Annotated in this window: 17 protein-coding genes and 1 tRNA gene; 5 read left to right on the forward strand and 13 right to left on the reverse strand. The window is 59.6% G+C overall.

Going from position 1 to position 15,464, the window contains the following annotated elements; all coding sequences use genetic code 11:
• Positions 1-189: 189 nt before the first annotated feature.
• From QME84_12460 to QME84_12485, 6 genes are all read right to left on the reverse strand, one after another.
• A complete protein-coding gene (locus QME84_12460) occupies positions 190-579 on the reverse strand; it encodes a putative zinc-binding protein (GenBank protein ID MDI6875076.1) in 390 nt (129 codons plus the stop codon).
• 284 nt (positions 580-863) lie between these two features.
• Positions 864-1,931: a permease gene (locus QME84_12465; GenBank protein MDI6875077.1), complete on the reverse strand. Its 1,068-nt coding sequence runs from the start codon at positions 1,929-1,931 to the stop codon at positions 864-866.
• A 179-nt stretch (positions 1,932-2,110) separates the two neighbouring features.
• Positions 2,111-2,344, reverse strand: coding sequence for a thioredoxin family protein (locus tag QME84_12470; protein ID MDI6875078.1), 234 nt, complete (start codon positions 2,342-2,344; stop codon positions 2,111-2,113).
• A gap of 15 nt (positions 2,345-2,359) precedes the next feature.
• Positions 2,360-2,875 (reverse strand): (Fe-S)-binding protein, encoded by a 516-nt coding sequence (locus QME84_12475; GenBank protein ID MDI6875079.1) that lies wholly within the window; start codon positions 2,873-2,875, stop codon positions 2,360-2,362.
• A 56-nt stretch (positions 2,876-2,931) separates the two neighbouring features.
• Positions 2,932-3,165 carry a hypothetical protein gene (locus QME84_12480; protein MDI6875080.1) on the reverse strand — a complete coding sequence of 78 codons (234 nt, stop codon included), beginning with the start codon at positions 3,163-3,165 and terminating at the stop codon, positions 2,932-2,934.
• A complete protein-coding gene (locus tag QME84_12485; protein MDI6875081.1) occupies positions 3,162-3,611 on the reverse strand; it encodes a metalloregulator ArsR/SmtB family transcription factor in 450 nt (149 codons plus the stop codon). Before QME84_12485 ends, QME84_12480 begins: the two co-directional genes overlap by 4 nt.
• Positions 3,612-3,959: 348 nt before the next feature.
• Here QME84_12485 and QME84_12490 point away from each other — a divergent pair, with 348 nt between their 5' ends.
• The 4 genes from QME84_12490 (at position 3,960) to QME84_12505 (ending at position 7,246) form a co-directional block, all read left to right on the forward strand.
• Positions 3,960-4,364, forward strand: coding sequence for an arsenate reductase ArsC (locus QME84_12490; GenBank protein ID MDI6875082.1), 405 nt, complete (start codon positions 3,960-3,962; stop codon positions 4,362-4,364).
• Between the two features lie 279 nt (positions 4,365-4,643).
• Positions 4,644-5,063: a PadR family transcriptional regulator gene (locus QME84_12495; GenBank protein ID MDI6875083.1), complete on the forward strand. Its 420-nt coding sequence runs from the start codon at positions 4,644-4,646 to the stop codon at positions 5,061-5,063.
• A 210-nt stretch (positions 5,064-5,273) separates the two neighbouring features.
• Positions 5,274-6,227: an ATP-binding cassette domain-containing protein gene (locus QME84_12500; GenBank protein ID MDI6875084.1), complete on the forward strand. Its 954-nt coding sequence runs from the start codon at positions 5,274-5,276 to the stop codon at positions 6,225-6,227.
• Between the two features lie 245 nt (positions 6,228-6,472).
• Positions 6,473-7,246 carry an ABC transporter permease gene (locus QME84_12505; GenBank protein MDI6875085.1) on the forward strand — a complete coding sequence of 258 codons (774 nt, stop codon included), beginning with the start codon at positions 6,473-6,475 and terminating at the stop codon, positions 7,244-7,246.
• 65 nt (positions 7,247-7,311) lie between these two features.
• On the opposite strand, the gene QME84_12510 is transcribed toward QME84_12505, so the two are convergent.
• Together QME84_12510 and QME84_12515 are read right to left on the reverse strand one after the other, a co-directional pair.
• Positions 7,312-7,854, reverse strand: coding sequence for a DUF308 domain-containing protein (locus tag QME84_12510; protein ID MDI6875086.1), 543 nt, complete (start codon positions 7,852-7,854; stop codon positions 7,312-7,314).
• Between the two features lie 432 nt (positions 7,855-8,286).
• Entirely contained in the window at positions 8,287-10,176 is a 1,890-nt protein-coding gene (locus QME84_12515; protein MDI6875087.1) for a hypothetical protein, read from the reverse strand.
• A 556-nt stretch (positions 10,177-10,732) separates the two neighbouring features.
• On the opposite strand from QME84_12515, the gene QME84_12520 reads away from it, so the two are divergent.
• Complete coding sequence (locus tag QME84_12520) at positions 10,733-11,161, forward strand: peptidylprolyl isomerase (protein MDI6875088.1); 429 nt, start codon at positions 10,733-10,735, stop codon at positions 11,159-11,161.
• 135 nt (positions 11,162-11,296) lie between these two features.
• On the opposite strand, the gene QME84_12525 is transcribed toward QME84_12520, so the two are convergent.
• The 5 genes from QME84_12525 to QME84_12545 all read right to left on the reverse strand — a co-directional run bounded on the left by QME84_12525 (position 11,297) and on the right by QME84_12545 (position 15,314).
• Entirely contained in the window at positions 11,297-12,574 is a 1,278-nt protein-coding gene (locus tag QME84_12525; GenBank protein ID MDI6875089.1) for a glycosyltransferase family 4 protein, read from the reverse strand.
• Positions 12,575-12,699: 125 nt separating this feature from the next.
• Positions 12,700-12,776, reverse strand: a tRNA-Arg gene (locus QME84_12530).
• Positions 12,767-13,816, reverse strand: a complete 1,050-nt coding sequence (locus tag QME84_12535; GenBank protein MDI6875090.1) for a site-specific integrase — start codon at positions 13,814-13,816, stop codon at positions 12,767-12,769. Before QME84_12535 ends, QME84_12530 begins: the two co-directional genes overlap by 10 nt.
• 92 nt (positions 13,817-13,908) lie before the next feature.
• Entirely contained in the window at positions 13,909-14,751 is an 843-nt protein-coding gene (locus QME84_12540; GenBank protein ID MDI6875091.1) for a type I restriction enzyme HsdR N-terminal domain-containing protein, read from the reverse strand.
• Positions 14,752-14,915: 164 nt separating this feature from the next.
• Positions 14,916-15,314 (reverse strand): helix-turn-helix domain-containing protein, encoded by a 399-nt coding sequence (locus QME84_12545; GenBank protein ID MDI6875092.1) that lies wholly within the window; start codon positions 15,312-15,314, stop codon positions 14,916-14,918.
• Positions 15,315-15,464 lie beyond the last annotated feature (150 nt).

The raw sequence follows: 15,464 nt of genomic DNA on the forward strand, positions 1-15,464 counted from the left end.
CTGGGATGGGAGGAGGAAGGCTAGGTGGCTGACACAAAATCCTTGACGCTACCCCTCATCACACTTTGAATATAAATATATATTTATATAACTCTTAATTTATATATCATCCAAATAACGAGATTTCAATCCTTTTTGCCTGCCTTTCTCGCCTATACTATCCCCGAATGGCACGTGGACACGGGAGATCTAAGCTAAATTCCTCGCCGCCAGGTTCTCCTCGATGCGCCGCTTCACGTCTGCCTTGATCCTCCCCTTTTCCTCCTCGTCGTAGGTGAGGACGGAAGCTTTCTTCACCCCGTAGTCCTCCACCATCTCCACCCGGATGTCCGGCTTTCTCCCGGAATGTTCCTCCACGATCTTGGAACAGCACATCACCGGGCAACCCTCGATGATCACGAAGAGTCCCGCCCCCGCGATCTTGTTCAGTCCGGTGTCCTTGTCGATGGCCACCGCGGGCAGGCACACCAGGTGGTAGTCCTCGTTCTCCTTCACCAGCTCCGTAGCCACCGCCCCGGCCAGCTGCCCGGTATTGGCGGCCCCGTAACAGGTGGCGATAACCACTTTGAACTCGGCCATTTTTCCTCCTTTTCTTCGTTCTCCATCCGCTTACATTTCCATCGTTTTCCCAGGCCTCCCGCATATCCTGACTTTCTTCGTTTCCCACTGTTAGCCCGGGCTTGTGTGTTCCAACGGTTATAAAGCTTTTCTCCAGGTGAAAACCTCTCTTTCCAATTCCCTTTCGGAATCTCAACTTCAGGTGAATAAAATTCCGATCAACCGCCTAAGCACTAACCTGCTTCTCGGCCCAAGAGCAAATTCCAAGCCTTTCCCGCACCTGCTCTCCCCGCATCACGACGTGCTCACTTGGCGAACATCCCGAAAACGTACCCGGTGCCCATGGCGAAGAGGCACACCAGGGCGATATAAGTCAGGGCCTTCTTCGGCCCCATGATCCGGATGAGCACGATCATGCTGGGGAGGGAGAGAGCGGGCCCCGCCAGCATGAGGGCCAGGGCCGGGCCCTTACCCATGCCCAGGTCCAGCAGGCCACGCACGATGGGCACCTCGGTGAGGGTGGCGAAGTACATCAGGGCCCCGGATACCGAGGCGATGGCGTTGCCCCCGATGGTGTTGCCGCCCACGTAACGGGAGATGACGTCGGGCGGGATGAGCTCCTTGACCACGCCCACCAGGAAGACACCCAGCAGTAGCACGGGGAGAATCAACTTCACCATGCGCCAGGTCTCCAGGAACCAGGTCTTTATCTCCTCGCGGGTGAACCAGCGGCGCACCAGGTAAATGAGCAGGGCCACCAGGAGCACCTCTCCCGCGTACTTGAATATAGTGGCCATCTTCGCCGTCCCGTAGACCAGGATGGCGATGAGCACCCCGAAGAAGGCCAGGTTCTGGCGGCCGGGGCGCACGCGGCTGCCGTCGTCGTAGGCGAAGACCCCTGCGGCCTCCGCTTCCTGCACGCGCCGCTCCTCCTCCTTGTGGAAGATCGCCGCCATGATCAGGCCGATGACGAAAGCGAAACCCACCGCCCCGATGATTCGGGCCACGCCCAGGTCATAACCCAGAAGATGGATGGAATAGGTCATGGCCAGGATGTTGATGGCCGGCGAGGAGTAGAGGAAGGCCACGGCTGGTCCCAGGCCGGCGCCCTTCTCCCGGATGCCGGTGAAGAGCGGAAGCACGGTGCAGGAACACACGGCCAGGATGGCCCCGGAGACGGAGGCCACGGAATAAGAGAGCACCTTGTTGGTGCGGGGGCCGAAATATTTCATCACCGCCGCCGTGTTCAGGAAGGCGGCGATGGCCCCGGCGATGAAGAAGGCGGGCACCAGGCAGAAAAGGGTATGCTGGGCCACGTACTCGTAGAGGGTCTTGAGGCCCTCCAGCATGAGCCCGCCGAAGGTCATTTCCATCACTTCCTTTGTGCTTCATCCGCTCTTCCGAGAGGACGAACGGGTATCGTGCTTCAAGGTCCCGTTTCCTCGCGACTTGTTGCGCGAGCCACCTCCAACAACCCCGGGGTTCGCCCTTCCTGCCCGGTCAACGGCCCCGCCTCAAGCCCCCCGATCCGCAGGGAAGGAGTAGGCCCGCTTCAGCCCTTGAGCCAGCTCTCTATCTCCTTCTTGGAGGGGACCTTTCCCTTGGAGACCACCTTGCCGTCGATCACCACTCCCGGGGTGGTGAGAACGTTGTACTTCATGATCTCTGCCATCTCGGTGACCTCCTCCACGGTGGCCTCCAGGCCGAGCTCGGAGATCACCTCCCTGATGGCCTCCTTGGTGGCGATGCACTTCTTGCAACCGGGTCCCAGTACCTTGATCTCCATGCTCCCACCTCCGTTCTACAATCCGAGTTCCCTCAACTTCTCCAACTTCTCCTCCATACCCGCCTCCAGGAGAGGGGGGCAATCCTCGACGCACCTCTCCCCCTCCACCAGCTGGGCGGCGAAGGCCATGCAGGTAGGCACCCCACACTTCCCGCAGTTGGTGCGGGGGAGGTGGCGCAGGATATCCAGCAACTTGGGCGGCACGCGCATGGTGTGATCGGGGGTTATCTCCTCCCTCCGCTCCCAGATCTGGTTTATGCGTTCCACGGCCTTCCTCGCTGTCCTCTCCGCGTGGGCACGGTCCTTGAGGTTGTTGATGCTGATGACGTTATCCCGCAGGGCGTACTTGTGGGCGCCCTCCCGCCACACGATGGTGGGGACCTTGGGGTCGTAGAAGGCGTTCCTGGCCACCGCGTTGACGTAGGGCATCACCGGCGCCAGGTCGGCGTCTGTCTTCACCCGGGCCACCCACACCGGCGACCCCGGGTCGCACGGCGGCGAGAACAGCTCCAGTTCGTAATCCTTGATCAACATCCTCTCTTCACCGCTTTCCGTTGGCCGATCTTCAGGTCCTCGAGGTCCAGTCCTCAAGCGCCGGACCCGCCCCGGTCCGCCGCTTTCCTTCCCGTGACTATCTCTCCCTGGTTGGGGCGGTAAGACTCCTCGAAGACCGGCACGCAGTGCGGGAGCTCGGCCTCCTTGACCTTCCTCTCCAGCACCTCCCGGATGAACCTCAGGGCCTCCTCCCGGTCCTCGTCGGCCAGGATGCGCTTGAGCCAGATCAACTCCTCCTCGCCCAGGGATATGGCTATCCTTCTCATCTTCCAGATCCTCCCCGCGTCTTGACGTTCCCCCGGCCCGCTCCCACGTGGAAGCGCTCCACCGTTTCCCCGTTCTCGCCCTCTTGGGAAGCGGGGGCGTTCGCGCAGCAGGACACGGCGGCTGCTTCATCCTCGCCTTCCAGGGTCAGGTGCCGGCGCATGACCTCCAGGAGGTCCTCCACCTTCCCGGCAACCACGGCGTAATAGGAAGAGGTTCCCTCCTTCCGGGATACCAGGAACCCGGCCTCCTTCAGGACGTTGAGGTGGTGCGAAGCCAGCTGCTGGGAGATGCCCAGCTCCCTCTCCACCTCGCAGACGCACCGCTCCCCCCGCAGGAGGAGACAGAGGATGCGCAGCCGGTTGGGATCGGCGAGGACCTTGAGCCCCTCCGCCAGCTCCAGTATTCCCGGGTCCTCAACGCACCTTAGTTTCTTTCTTCCCGGCATTTCCGATCTCCAGTCTTTCACTAATCATCATTTGTACTTATCTATGTTTGTATTATAATCAGTCCCGGGCCGCTGTCAATGACCGGTTGCAGGAAGTGGCGCAGGGTGGGGTATAATGGGAATAATTGGATCGGACCGCCTCGAACCACGACGGGGAAGCCCTTCGGCCAGACGCACCGTTTAAGTGAGGCCCTAGGTCCCGCAAGCGGCGGCTTGATTCCGGTTATGGCGGACGCTGCACAGGTTCACGCAAGTGACCGGGGCAGAGTGCCGCCGGGGCAGGCCGTTTGCGAAGGCGACTTGCATACCAAGCGAACCGAATGATCGAGTCCTGGTGAAGGAGAGAAGATGCCCATGACCAGAAAGGTGCTCTTCGTCTGCGGGGAGAACGCCGCGCGCAGCCAGATGGCAGAGGCTTTCTTCAACCACCTAGCCCGGGAATGGAAGGCGGAAAGCGCGGGAACCTTCCCGGCGGAAAAGGTAAATCCGCTGGCCGCGCGGGCCATGGAGGAGGTGGGCCTGGACATCTCCTCCGCCACCCCCAAGATCCTTGACCTGGGGCGCCTGGACGAGTTCGACCGCATCATCTCCTTCGGCTGCATCGTCAAGGCCGCCTTTCCGGCGCGGGACCGCCTGGAGGAATGGTCCCTCCCTGACCCCGGAAAGGGAGACATGGAGCTCATGCGACGGGTCCGGGACGAGATAAGGCGGCTGGTCGCCTCCCTGGTCGAGGAGCTGGAGGGCGACGGTTGATTACCTCCATGTGCTGGAGGCCGAACACCTTGATAGCTCCTTTTTTCCCAGATTGACCATATATGCGGGTTTGACCAGGATCCTTCAGGAACCGGGCTCTTCGAACCCGGCACAAGGTTGATGCCCTTGGTCAGGCCGCTCCCGCCGGACAAGAAGGGAGGAGACGACTGAATCCCTCTCTTTAAGATCTTCTGCCTTGCATGTTGCAATTGACTATATACAATTCTATAATATTATCAAAATAAGAATACTATTAGATTGCAAATAAGAGGCATGGCCATGTGCGGGCACGGTAAGGGAGCTCCGGTAAACTGTTGCGCGGAAGGCGCCATCAAGGGCGGGGGCACGGATTTCCGTGCTTGCCGCTGCGGGGGCAACCTCCCCAGGCACCTGGTCCTTCCGGCCATCCTCCACCTCCTCGAGGAAGAACCCTCCCACGGCTACGCCCTGCAGCAGAAACTCTCCAGGCTCGGCATCCTGGATTCCGGGGCGAGCCCTGCCACCATCTACCGGGTTCTCTCGCGGCTTGAGGAGGGCGGTTTGGCCGAACACGACCACTCGGACGAGGGGCAGGGTCCTACCCGCAAGGTATACCGGCTTACCGAAGAAGGCCGGGCTGTCCTGCAGGTATGGCGGTCTCACCTCCGAAAAACAAGGGACCTCCTGAACCAGCTCGTAACTGGAGAGGTCGGGAAATGAGGGCTCCCTACCAGAGCGAGATTTACGGAAGGAGCGCGAATGCCCGTGACGCCATTGCCTTCCAGAAGGAAGTGGAGGGAATTTCGTCCGCGGTCATACCATCGGGGCAACCTCCGAGCCGAGTCTCACGCAAATACCGTTTCACCCAGGCGGCCCGTGGCGGCATCCCTGCCCGGGAGTAAAGGGGTCGCGCCGAGGGGGTGAGCGGTGGTGCGGGCGGGAAAGGACAGTTATGCCATAGCGGTAGAGGGGCTGCGGAAGAAGTACGGCGACCTGGTGGCCGTGGATGGCATTTCCTTCCAGGTCAAACCGGGTGAGCTGTTCGGCTTCCTCGGCCCCAACGGGGCGGGAAAGACTACTACGGTGAACATCCTCACCGGCGTTTCCCTGCCCACCGAGGGGCGAGCTTCCATTCTCGGTCACGACGTGGTCCGGGATTCCTTCCGGGCCAGGGAAGCCATCAACGTCATACCGGAGGTCTCCAACGCCTACGCCGAGTACAGCGCCTGGAACAACCTCATGTTCACCGCCGCCCTTTACGGCGTCCCCCGCCGGGAGGCAGTCTCCCGCGCCGAGAAACTGCTCCGCTCCTTCGACCTTTACGAGCACCGCAGGTCCAAGGTCAAGGGCTTCTCCCAGGGCATGCGGCGCAAACTGGTGATAGCCATGGGCCTCATCAACCAGCCGCGGGTGCTCTTCATGGACGAGCCCACCACCGGCCTGGACGTGCAGAGCGTGCTGGTCATCCGGGAGATGGTGCGGGAATTGAACCGCAAGGGTATTACCATCTTCCTCACCACCCACAACCTGAACGAGGCCAATATCCTCTGTGACCGCGTGGCCATCATCAACCGGGGGAAGATAATCGCCGTGGATTCCCCAGAGAACCTGAAGCGCGCGGCACGCAGCGTGCAAGTGGTGGAGGTGTCCTTCCAACCGCCGGCGGAGAACGGGGAAGCCGACCTGCGGTCCCTTCCCGGGGTGAAGGAGGTGTCCAAGCAGGGAGACAAGCTCCGGGTGATCACCGAGGATTCCTCCCGCACCATCTCCGACCTCAACCGCTATGCGGAGGAAAACGGCTTGAGGATCACCTATATCAACACCCCGGGCCCCACCCTGGAGGACGTATTCGTCGAACTCACCGGCTTGAGGAAACGCGGCTGAGCGTGGGGAGGGCCCATGGACGTAACTGGAGAGAGGTCGAGTTTTATGCGGGATTCGGAAACCGGGCTCGAAACAATCCCGCTGCTGCCGGCGGTGAGCGGAAAGGTAAGCCGCGAGACCAAACGGGGATGGGAAAACTACGCCGGGAGCCGAAAGCCCTTTGGGTGGCGGCTCTCAAACGCCTCGCGCCAACGGAGCCCGCGGGGTGCGGCCCGGCCGGATATGTACGGGAAAGGAAGGATGGTATGAGCGTTTGGCTGGACGCGCTGGCGCCTAAAAGGCTGGGCAAGGAACTGCGCCGTTCCCTGGCCATAGCCGTCAAGGACGTGCGCATCTACTGCCTTAAGCCGCCGGTGCTGCTGTTCGGCCTGGTTTTCCCCTTCTTCCTCTTTCTGGCCTTCTACGTTGGAAGGAAAGGGCCCATCACCGAGGGAATCCCGGGGCTGGTGGCCATCAGCCTCTTCTTTGCATCTTCTAACATCGCCCCTGCGGGGATGCCCTTCGAGAGGATGGCCAAGACCTTCCAGCGTTACCTGACCGCCCCGGTCTCCCTCACCTGGACCCTCTTCGGCAAGAGCCTGGCCGGCTTCGCCTTCGGGGTCTCCGTCTCCGTTTTCCCACTCCTGGTGGGGATCATCGGTTACGGTACCCGGATCTCCTCCCCGGGGCTTCTGGTTCCTTCCCTGCTGGCCAGCGGCCTCTGCTTCTCCTCCCTGGGAACCCTGGTGGCCACCATGCCCACCGAGGTTCCCGGAAACGTGATGACCGTCCTCAACTTCGTGCGTCTCCCCCTCCTTTTCCTCAGCGGCATCTTCGTCCCCCTGGCCGAGATGCCCTCCTGGGCCAGGGGGCTGGCGGCCATATCCCCCCTAACCTACGGAAACGATCTGCTGAGGAGAAGCCTGGGTTTCGAGGGGTACCATCCGCCCTGGTTGTCCTTCATGGTCCTGGTCCTTTTCTCCTCGGTCTTCTTCTCCGTGGCCGCCTGGATCTTCAACCTCTCGCGGCGGCGTTCCTGATCCCGGGGAAGAGGGGGCGGCTTGCTTTCACCGAGAAAATCCGTGGCGTCCTCCCGTCCCCATGGTCACGAACCGCGCTGCAGGCGCAGGACATGGAAGCCGATGACGAAGTTCATCACCGCCCTGGCGAGCAGGAATACCCCCACCATCACCATAAAGGCGTAGACTGTCTCCACCGTCCAGGCCAGCATGAGGATGCCGAAAGCGATGGATATAAGGCCGAAGGCGGCCAGGAAGCCCCTTCCGCTGAGCGGGGGCAGGTCGACGGCCGCGGCGATCTCCACCAGCCCAATGAAGATGGCCCAGATGCCCACCAGGGCGGACACGAAGGCCAGCGTGTAATCGGGATGAAAGACGAGTATGGCCCCCAGGAGCAGTCCCGCCGTTCCCCATACCAGCGTCCAGCCCCAGGGAAAACCGTTCATCGCCAGTACCAGGGAACGGGCGAGGTTCAGGCAACCGTCGGCGAGAAGGAAAATGCCGGCTATGACCATGAACGCCCTGAGCGTGGCGTCCGGGTAGGCCAGGAAGAGGACACCGAAGGTGAGGGCTAAAATCCCCCTTAACATGTAGGTCCACCAATTCCGGAGTATGATTCCCCTTTCCAAGAGCCCACCTCCCCTCGGGCATTCCCGGCTCCCGGTCACCGGGCCTCCCTTTCCGCCCGGTTGCAGGGGGTCCTTCAACGTCGTTGCTCCCACCCCTCGTCGATGGTGGGGTGACTCCATTGTACACTTTTACCGGGTTCCCGCTCCCCTTCCAGGCCGGTGGCCGCCGGGGCAAGCGTTCGTCCGTCGTCCTCCCGCTCCCTCCTCGTTTTCTTGCCGGTCGCTTCCGGGTCACCGGCGCAGCGACCGTTTCCGTGTCACTGCGCTTCCCCGGTCATGCCCCACGCGTTCCCCCTTTTTTCGCACCCACGACCCCGATCGCCGGGAATCGAAGCGGGAGGGCATGGCCTCATCAAGAGAAGCCGGCGCGGTGGGGGGGACGCTGTCGACTCTCCCGCCCCCGCGCCGGCCTCGTGGTTCAGCGCGAAGCCTTCAATCCTCGCTTGCCTGGGATAGGTTCTCCTGGACGAAGTCGATCAGGGGATCGATGACCTCGTTGGGCCTGCGGGAAGGAGCGTTGGCGCAGGCGGTGAGCACGTCCATGTGGTTGTACCCCTTGATGAGCTTCCTCTCGCCGGGGATGGGGAAGAACATGAAGGTCCCCTCGCTCAGCACCCCCTGCTCGGCGATGAACTCTATCCTGGGAAGTTCTTCCACCCGGTCGCCGTGGATGAAATTGATGCCGTAGTCCCGGGCGAAGGGGAAGAGGGCGGCCACGATGTCCGCCACCTGCCGGGTGGAGAAGTACCACTCGGTCAGGTTGAGCGGCCCCTTGAAGATGACCCGGGCCACGTCGTGGATGTCGCTGACCTCGTTCTCCGTCGTGGTGTAGGTCATCTCTCCTTCCGTGTCCTGGAAGTCAGGGTCCGCGGCGTCGCCCACCTCGTCGAAGTTCACCCAGTAGTAAAGAGGACCCTGGCCCAGGTGCAGGGCATCCGGTCCCGCGTCGTTGGCGATGTAGTAGGGACCCTTGCCCAACATCCCGCCCGCCAGCTCGCCGATAATGGGGATGCCCTGGATGAGCTCCGCGGGGGGGAAGTCCTTCTTCACCACCGTGCCCCCGCCCAGGAAGCCCATGCTGTTCTGGATCATGCCCACCGGGGCGAAGGAGTCGTCGAAGACCACCCCCAGCATGGCCTCGTTGGTGTAGCGGAAATCGGTGATCTGGGGAACCCCGTCCATGAAGGTCTGGGCGTCACGCGAGTGCATGAAGCGGAGGAGCATCTGGGCCTGGCCGGAGAAGGGAGCTTCGCGTAACACCTTGCATTCCTCGTCCGGCGCGTAAAAAGCCATCATCCCCACCGCCTCCAGGAGGGCCATGGACTCGGCGTTGATGAGCGGGAAAGGGAGGATGCGGTTGGAGTTGGGGTCCTCGCGCAGCTGCCGCACCAGGGTGGCGTAATTGTCGGCGGTGATGTCTCGCAACATGTTCCGGATGCCCTCCGGCAGCTGCTCGAGCACGGCGCCCACCATCTCGCTCACCGGGGTCACCGTGGTGTCCAGGCCGAAGAGCCCCGCGCAGTTGTTGAACCCCGCGTCCTCCAGGGTCTCCGGGTTCCCGTCCAGATCCCACCCGGCGAACATGGAGGTCATGATGCCTCCCAAGGAGTGGCCGCCCACGAAGACCTTCTGCTTGCGCACTTCCGGGTCGGGGACCATGGCCATGATGACCCGGAAGACGTCCTCGGTGGCCAGTTTGAGCCCGAACTCGGAGAGGAAGGGAACGTCGGGGTCCTTCAGCCATCCCCGGAAAGTGCGGCCGTTGACCTCCTTGCCCAGATAGTAATAATCGATGGCTTTGCGGGCGGCCTCCTCCACGGTCATCCGGCCCGCCTCGAGCTCCCCCTCTAAGTAGTTGGCTATGGAGAGGTCCTCCAGGGTGTTGGGCCTCCTCTCCACCGCCCATACCTCGAGGTTCAGGCCCCTCTGCATCTTGGCAACATATACCAGCTGACGTCCCAGGTACTCGAAGCCGTTGGCCCCCTCCAGTATCCCCGGGAGCATCACCAGCATGGCGTCGGTGGTCTCCGAATTGACCTTCTGCGGGTCAGCGGGGTCCAGGGTCGAACCATCCGCCGGCCGGAAGCGCAGGAAGTGTATGTAGTCGCACTCCGGAGGCGGCGTGCCGTTGTCCCGCGGAGCCGGGGAATAGACGGCCTGCTCCTCCACCACCACGGCGGCGTCCACGTCCTGCTCGCTCCAGGCCCTCTCCGCCGGCGGATGCGGGCTCTCCGGGACCGGCCCACCAGGCTGGTAACATCCGGCACAGATGAGGAGCGCGGCGAAGCAGGAAGCGGCAAGGACCTGGAAGGCCTTTTTCATGGTCTCCCCCTTTCTCGTCCCCCAACCGGTAATCACCGGACCAATCAATGGACAGGCAACCCCCGACTCGATTGAATCAAGGTGGTTAACCGACTTATAACCATATTAATGTCATCTCTGCCACATGTCAAACATGTAACTTTAAACATGTAACTTTGATAGGGCCGAGGAGTCGCCCTGAATCCCTCTTAAACCGGCAATATTCATTGATATATTCATTGATACATGGAAAGAAGGGGGCGAGCCCCTGATATGGCGTTATCCCCGCAGGCAGGATGGTAGTTGAAAAGGCCGGGGCCCACCCGGTTTTCCGCCAGACAGGAAGAGAGCGGGGGAAGGTCCGACTTCGGGATGCTGTATCGTTTCAGTCAACGCTTTCTGGGTTGAAAAATGCAGAAAGAGACGCTGTATCCCGGTGGTTTGCCAACCGCGGGTGCGAAGTTATATCATATTCACACAGGTCATATCAGGTTCAAGAGGAAGTTTGGATGGAGGCTCAAGCCCTGACGGCCTGGGCCTCCAGCATTTTTCGGGACGGATAGAAAGGAGAAAAGGAATGAAGGTCGGGCCCTTCAAGACCGTGGTCCTCCACTATGAGCTCTTCGACGAGCAGGGGGAGCTCATCGACTCCTCTCCCGAGGGTCATCCCTTCAGTTTCGTCTTCGGCGAGGGGAGCATAATCCCCGGACTCGAGAGGGAGCTGGAGGGCATGGAGCCGGGTGAGCAAAAGGAGATCGTCGTTCAGCCTGAGGACGCCTACGGCCCCAAGAACCCCAACCTCATCCAGAAGGTCCCGCGGGAGATGTTCTCCGGCGGGGCGGACCTCGAGGTGGGGATGGCCTATACGGGCAGGACGGACGCGGGCAACGTGGTCAACTTCACGGTCACCGCCATGGACGACCAGAACGTGGAGATCGACCTCAACCATCCCCTGGCGGGAAAGGTCCTGCGCTTCAAGGTGACCATCGAGGACGTCCTCGAATAGATCTGGGGTCGGCCCCATTTAGAGGGATTCGGGGTCGGCCCTTTTCTCTTTCCGGCAGACGGATAGAGACAGTTTCACATGACCATGCAACGGCATTTTACGGCTTTTCATGCCTATTCGCATGACAGTCGGCGCTTACGCGAAACCAGGCCCTCCGGCCTCGCCCTTCTCTCCAAACCCCAGGAGCGGCAGCAGCTTGCTCTTGCCGATGGCCTTCCAATGATACTCGCGGAAGATATGCTTGAAATGCTGGAAGGTAGCGTGGGTGGAGAGAAACTCGTGGATGCGCCCGGCCACGGCGCGGGGGTCCTCCTCTAGTCCCACCACGATGGCGTTACGGGTGGTGCCGATTATCTCCTTCAGGGTGGGGATGTCGGAACACACGATGGGCATGCGTAAAAGCCCCGCCTCCAGGAGGGGGAGGCCGAAGCCCTCCGCGTAGCTGGTGAGCAGAAGCACGTCGGAAAGGGAGTAAATGTCCCGAGTGGCCTTCCAGTCGGCCACGGTGGGGGTCCCGTCGGCCATGCGGTATTCGCCCAGGAAGAGCACGTGCTGCTCCATTTCCAGGTCTTCCACCAGGCCTTTCAACCGCTCGAGGTAGGCCCCCGCTTCCCTGTTGTGTGGATCCAGGTAACCGGTGATGATGAGTAGGAGGTCAGGGTAATAATAACGGAGGGCCCGGCAGATGCGGATGGCCATTTCCAGGTTCTTCCTGGGAGTGATGCGCACCGGGGATATGACGTTGAGGTCCCTCTCGTAGAGAGAGAACTCGTCGATGAGCGCCACCGCTTGGGGGGCCAAGGACAGAAAATGGGAGAGGTCGATGCCATTCCTCACCACCTCTATTTCCTCCTCAGGAAGGCCCAGGAGGCGGGAGAATTGCGAGCGCCGGTGCTCGGTTATGGTCACGTACCTGGCTCCGGGCACCGGCTCGGATATCAGGGTATAGGGGTACTCGTCGCGTGGTATGCGGTAGGCGGGATCGAAGTAGGGAGAGTCGTGGCACCAGACGATGGCCCTCATGGAGCTTCTCTCTATGAGCAGGCGCAAGGCGGCGGTGGCCACCAGGTTGAAGGGCATGGTGAGCATGTTGTGGACGATGAGGGCCTGGAATCCCGCCACGGCTTCCCTGAGCTTGTCGAGGAGCCCTTCCGCCGCGCGCCGTAAGCCATCCCCGGAGAGGCCTTGGAAGGCGGGATGGTTGGAGGAAAGCTCCGGGATGTAAACCGTCTCCACCCCGGGCGCGACCTCGCCTCCCACCCCGGCAATCACCCGCACGCGTATCCCGCATTCGGCCAAGAAGGCGGCCTGGTTGCGGAGGATGGTCTCCACCCCGCCCACTATCGGCGGGGCACTGTAATGGACGATGGCCACGCCGGGAAGTCCTGAGCTCTCGCGGTATTTCGAGACCATTGCCATGTTCCAATTATAAAGATTATAAAGGCCTTGGTGGGTGAGGGTCTGCGTAATCCGCCCTTGCCCCTGCCTGTTCTTTAGGAGGAAAACAAAGGCCGGCTTGCTCAACCGGCCCCTACACCTGGCACGCCCGGAGGGAGTCGAACCCCCAACCTACGGATCCGTAGTCCGTCGCTCTATCCAGTTGAGCTACGGGCGCACTGTATCATTTACCTGGGAAAACGGTATCACATCCGCTATTTGCTCGCTCTCCTTGTGATACAGTTTTGATACAGCCACACGGGCCACCACGTTCTTCTCCATCCTCGCTGCCAATTCTTCGTGTTTTTCCTTCATGAAGTGACCGTACATCCGGAGGGTGAAAGCCGGGTCCGTGTGGCCCAGCTGGGCCTGCACGAACTGGGGGCTCTCCCCCTCCGAGAGCATCCACGCCGCGTAGCTGTGCCTCAGGGCGTGGAAGGTCACCCGTTTATCTATTTTAGCCTCCCGGAGCGCCGGCGCCAAGACATATCGCGTGGGATAATCGTCTCCCAAGGGCTTGCCGTTGCGGGAGAAGACCAACTCCTCCCGCTCTCCCCGGTCGCGCTCCAGCTCCTCCTGGAGGTGGGGCGGGATGAGCACCCTCCTTCTCGAGGCTGCTGTCTTGGGGGCCTGGAAGCGCCCGTGCTTGTATTCCCGGCGCACGTGGATGTAGGGCCCCTCGATATCCCCCCAGCGGAGCCCCCGGAGTTCCGAGGAGCGCATCCCGGTGAGGGCGGCGGTGAGGACGAGGAGATACTTGGTGCGGTCGTTCTCCAGGACGGAGAGTACCCTCCCTACCTCCTCCGGAGTGAGGTACTCCACTTCCCTGTGCCCCTCAGGGACCCGGGAGACCTCCGCCGCCGGGTTGCCGGAGATCAGCCCCCAGACCACGGCCAGCTTGAGCATCTGCTTGAGGGCGGTGAGGGCTTTGTTGGCCACCCGGGGGCGTGAGGCGAGGGAGGAGACGAAGCGGCTCACCTGGTAGGGGGTGAGCTGCCTCACCCGCTCCTCCCCCAGAGCGGGGAGGATGTAGAGGCGGGTGACCTGCTCGTAGTCCCGGAAGGTGGCTTCCTTGTTCCGCAGTCGTTTCTCCTCGAGCCAGGCGAGGGCAAGCTCGGCGACGGTGAGGTTGGAGGCCGTCCTGGGGGAGCGGCGGCGGAGGGATTTAAGCTCCAATTCGCGCTCCTGGGCCTCCTCGAAGGTGAGGCCCCGCTCCATCACCTGACGGCCACGGATGGAGACCTTGATATCGTATACAACCCGTCCGTCTCTAAGTTCTCTTCTATAAATTCCCATTGAATATTTAGGTATTAAAATATATCATTTTTTATTATTTCTTCTGTTTGTCCTGTCGGTTCAACGATTGATTCTTCTTTTTCAATCTTAGCTTTCCGACGCGGTTTTGCCTGCTTTGAAATTGCTTTCATAATATTTTTCATAGCCTCTTCTGCCCTTTCTCCTTCCACTACTTCTCTCTTTAGTACTTCCTGTTTTAAAATATTTTCAACTTCAACTTTATTTACCTTTACCTCGGGGGCAAATCTTTTTAGTTCTCTCCTTATCACTTTTACTATCGGTTCACTCATTATGATTGCGGCTAAATTAAATTTGTTTAAAGCTTGTTTCTGAGAATGGAATTCATCCAAGGCTGATTTACGAATACCCTCTTTAGTCAGGAGAAATAAATGCTCTATATCGGCAGGGTTTTTGGGATCAAGATTCAGAAAATTAAATTCGGCTACAAGCTCTTCACTCACTGGTTTAGCAAAATCAACATGATATATACGCCACACCACACCATTTGTTAGAACTACCCATTCTGTGCCTTGATTCGCGGCATAATTTATCGCCTGTCTGGTGTGTATATCTTTCAAGGTTAGCCCAACCGCTTTTACCTCAAAAAGTATTTCAAGCCTTCCTTCTACAACGACTGCGAGATCGCAATAAGAACCCCTAATAGCGTGTTCTGATGTTATCTCTTCAAATTTATCATATCCAAAAAGCCCCGATAATATCTCTGTTACTATCTTTGCGGTATCAGCTTCATTAATATCCTTAGAAAGCGCAGTACTGACAATTGGCTGATAATGTTTAAGGGCTTTTTTTAATCTTTCTTCTACCTTTTTTGGGATTATAGATGTCATCCCTGCCATTTTATCACCTCGTTAAGACAAAGGGCTAAATCTCTCTGATGTTACAATTCATTGTGAACAATCTCATCCTATATATCACTATTGATTTATTCGCTGTCCCACCCGAAATTCATCAAGCTTTATTACCTTTCCCAGCGGTCCGCTTCTCCTCCGGACCGCCCCGGTCAACCATGCCCGACTTGTGCGTCCAGGGTCTCGTTCTTGGCACCACCTCCTTCCCTATCCCTTATCCCCTCTACCCACCCCTCTATCTTCTGCAGAAGGAGCTCCCTTTCCTGCTCGGTCAGGCTCAAGACGATCTCACATATACGTTTGAGAACCCCGGAGAGCTCGCCGAGGAGCTCGGGGGGGTCGAGGTCGAAGGCTGCGTGGGCGATTCGGTGAATGTCAAAGCCTGCTTTGCTAGCAATTAGTTTTATTGTACCGAGGCGTGGGCCAGTTTTTGATTTTCCTAATTCTATTTCATTGATTGTGATATGCCTTACTCCAGTTATTTCTCCAAGTCGTCGAAGTGATAGCCCTCTCTCCTCCCGCTGACGCCTTAACTCATAACCAATACTCATTGTCTAATTATAACTTTACAGATTTAAAAAAATTTTAAAAAATATACCGATATATATTGACAATAGTATCGATATAGCGATATGCTTAACTCGATATGACGGCCACTGACCGGCCGCGCTAAGAGGAGTGACATGAAGGCGCATAATGTC

The sequence above is a fragment of the Actinomycetota bacterium genome, from assembly GCA_030019255.1.
Taxonomy (GTDB): Bacteria; Actinomycetota; Geothermincolia; order Geothermincolales; family RBG-13-55-18; genus Solincola_A.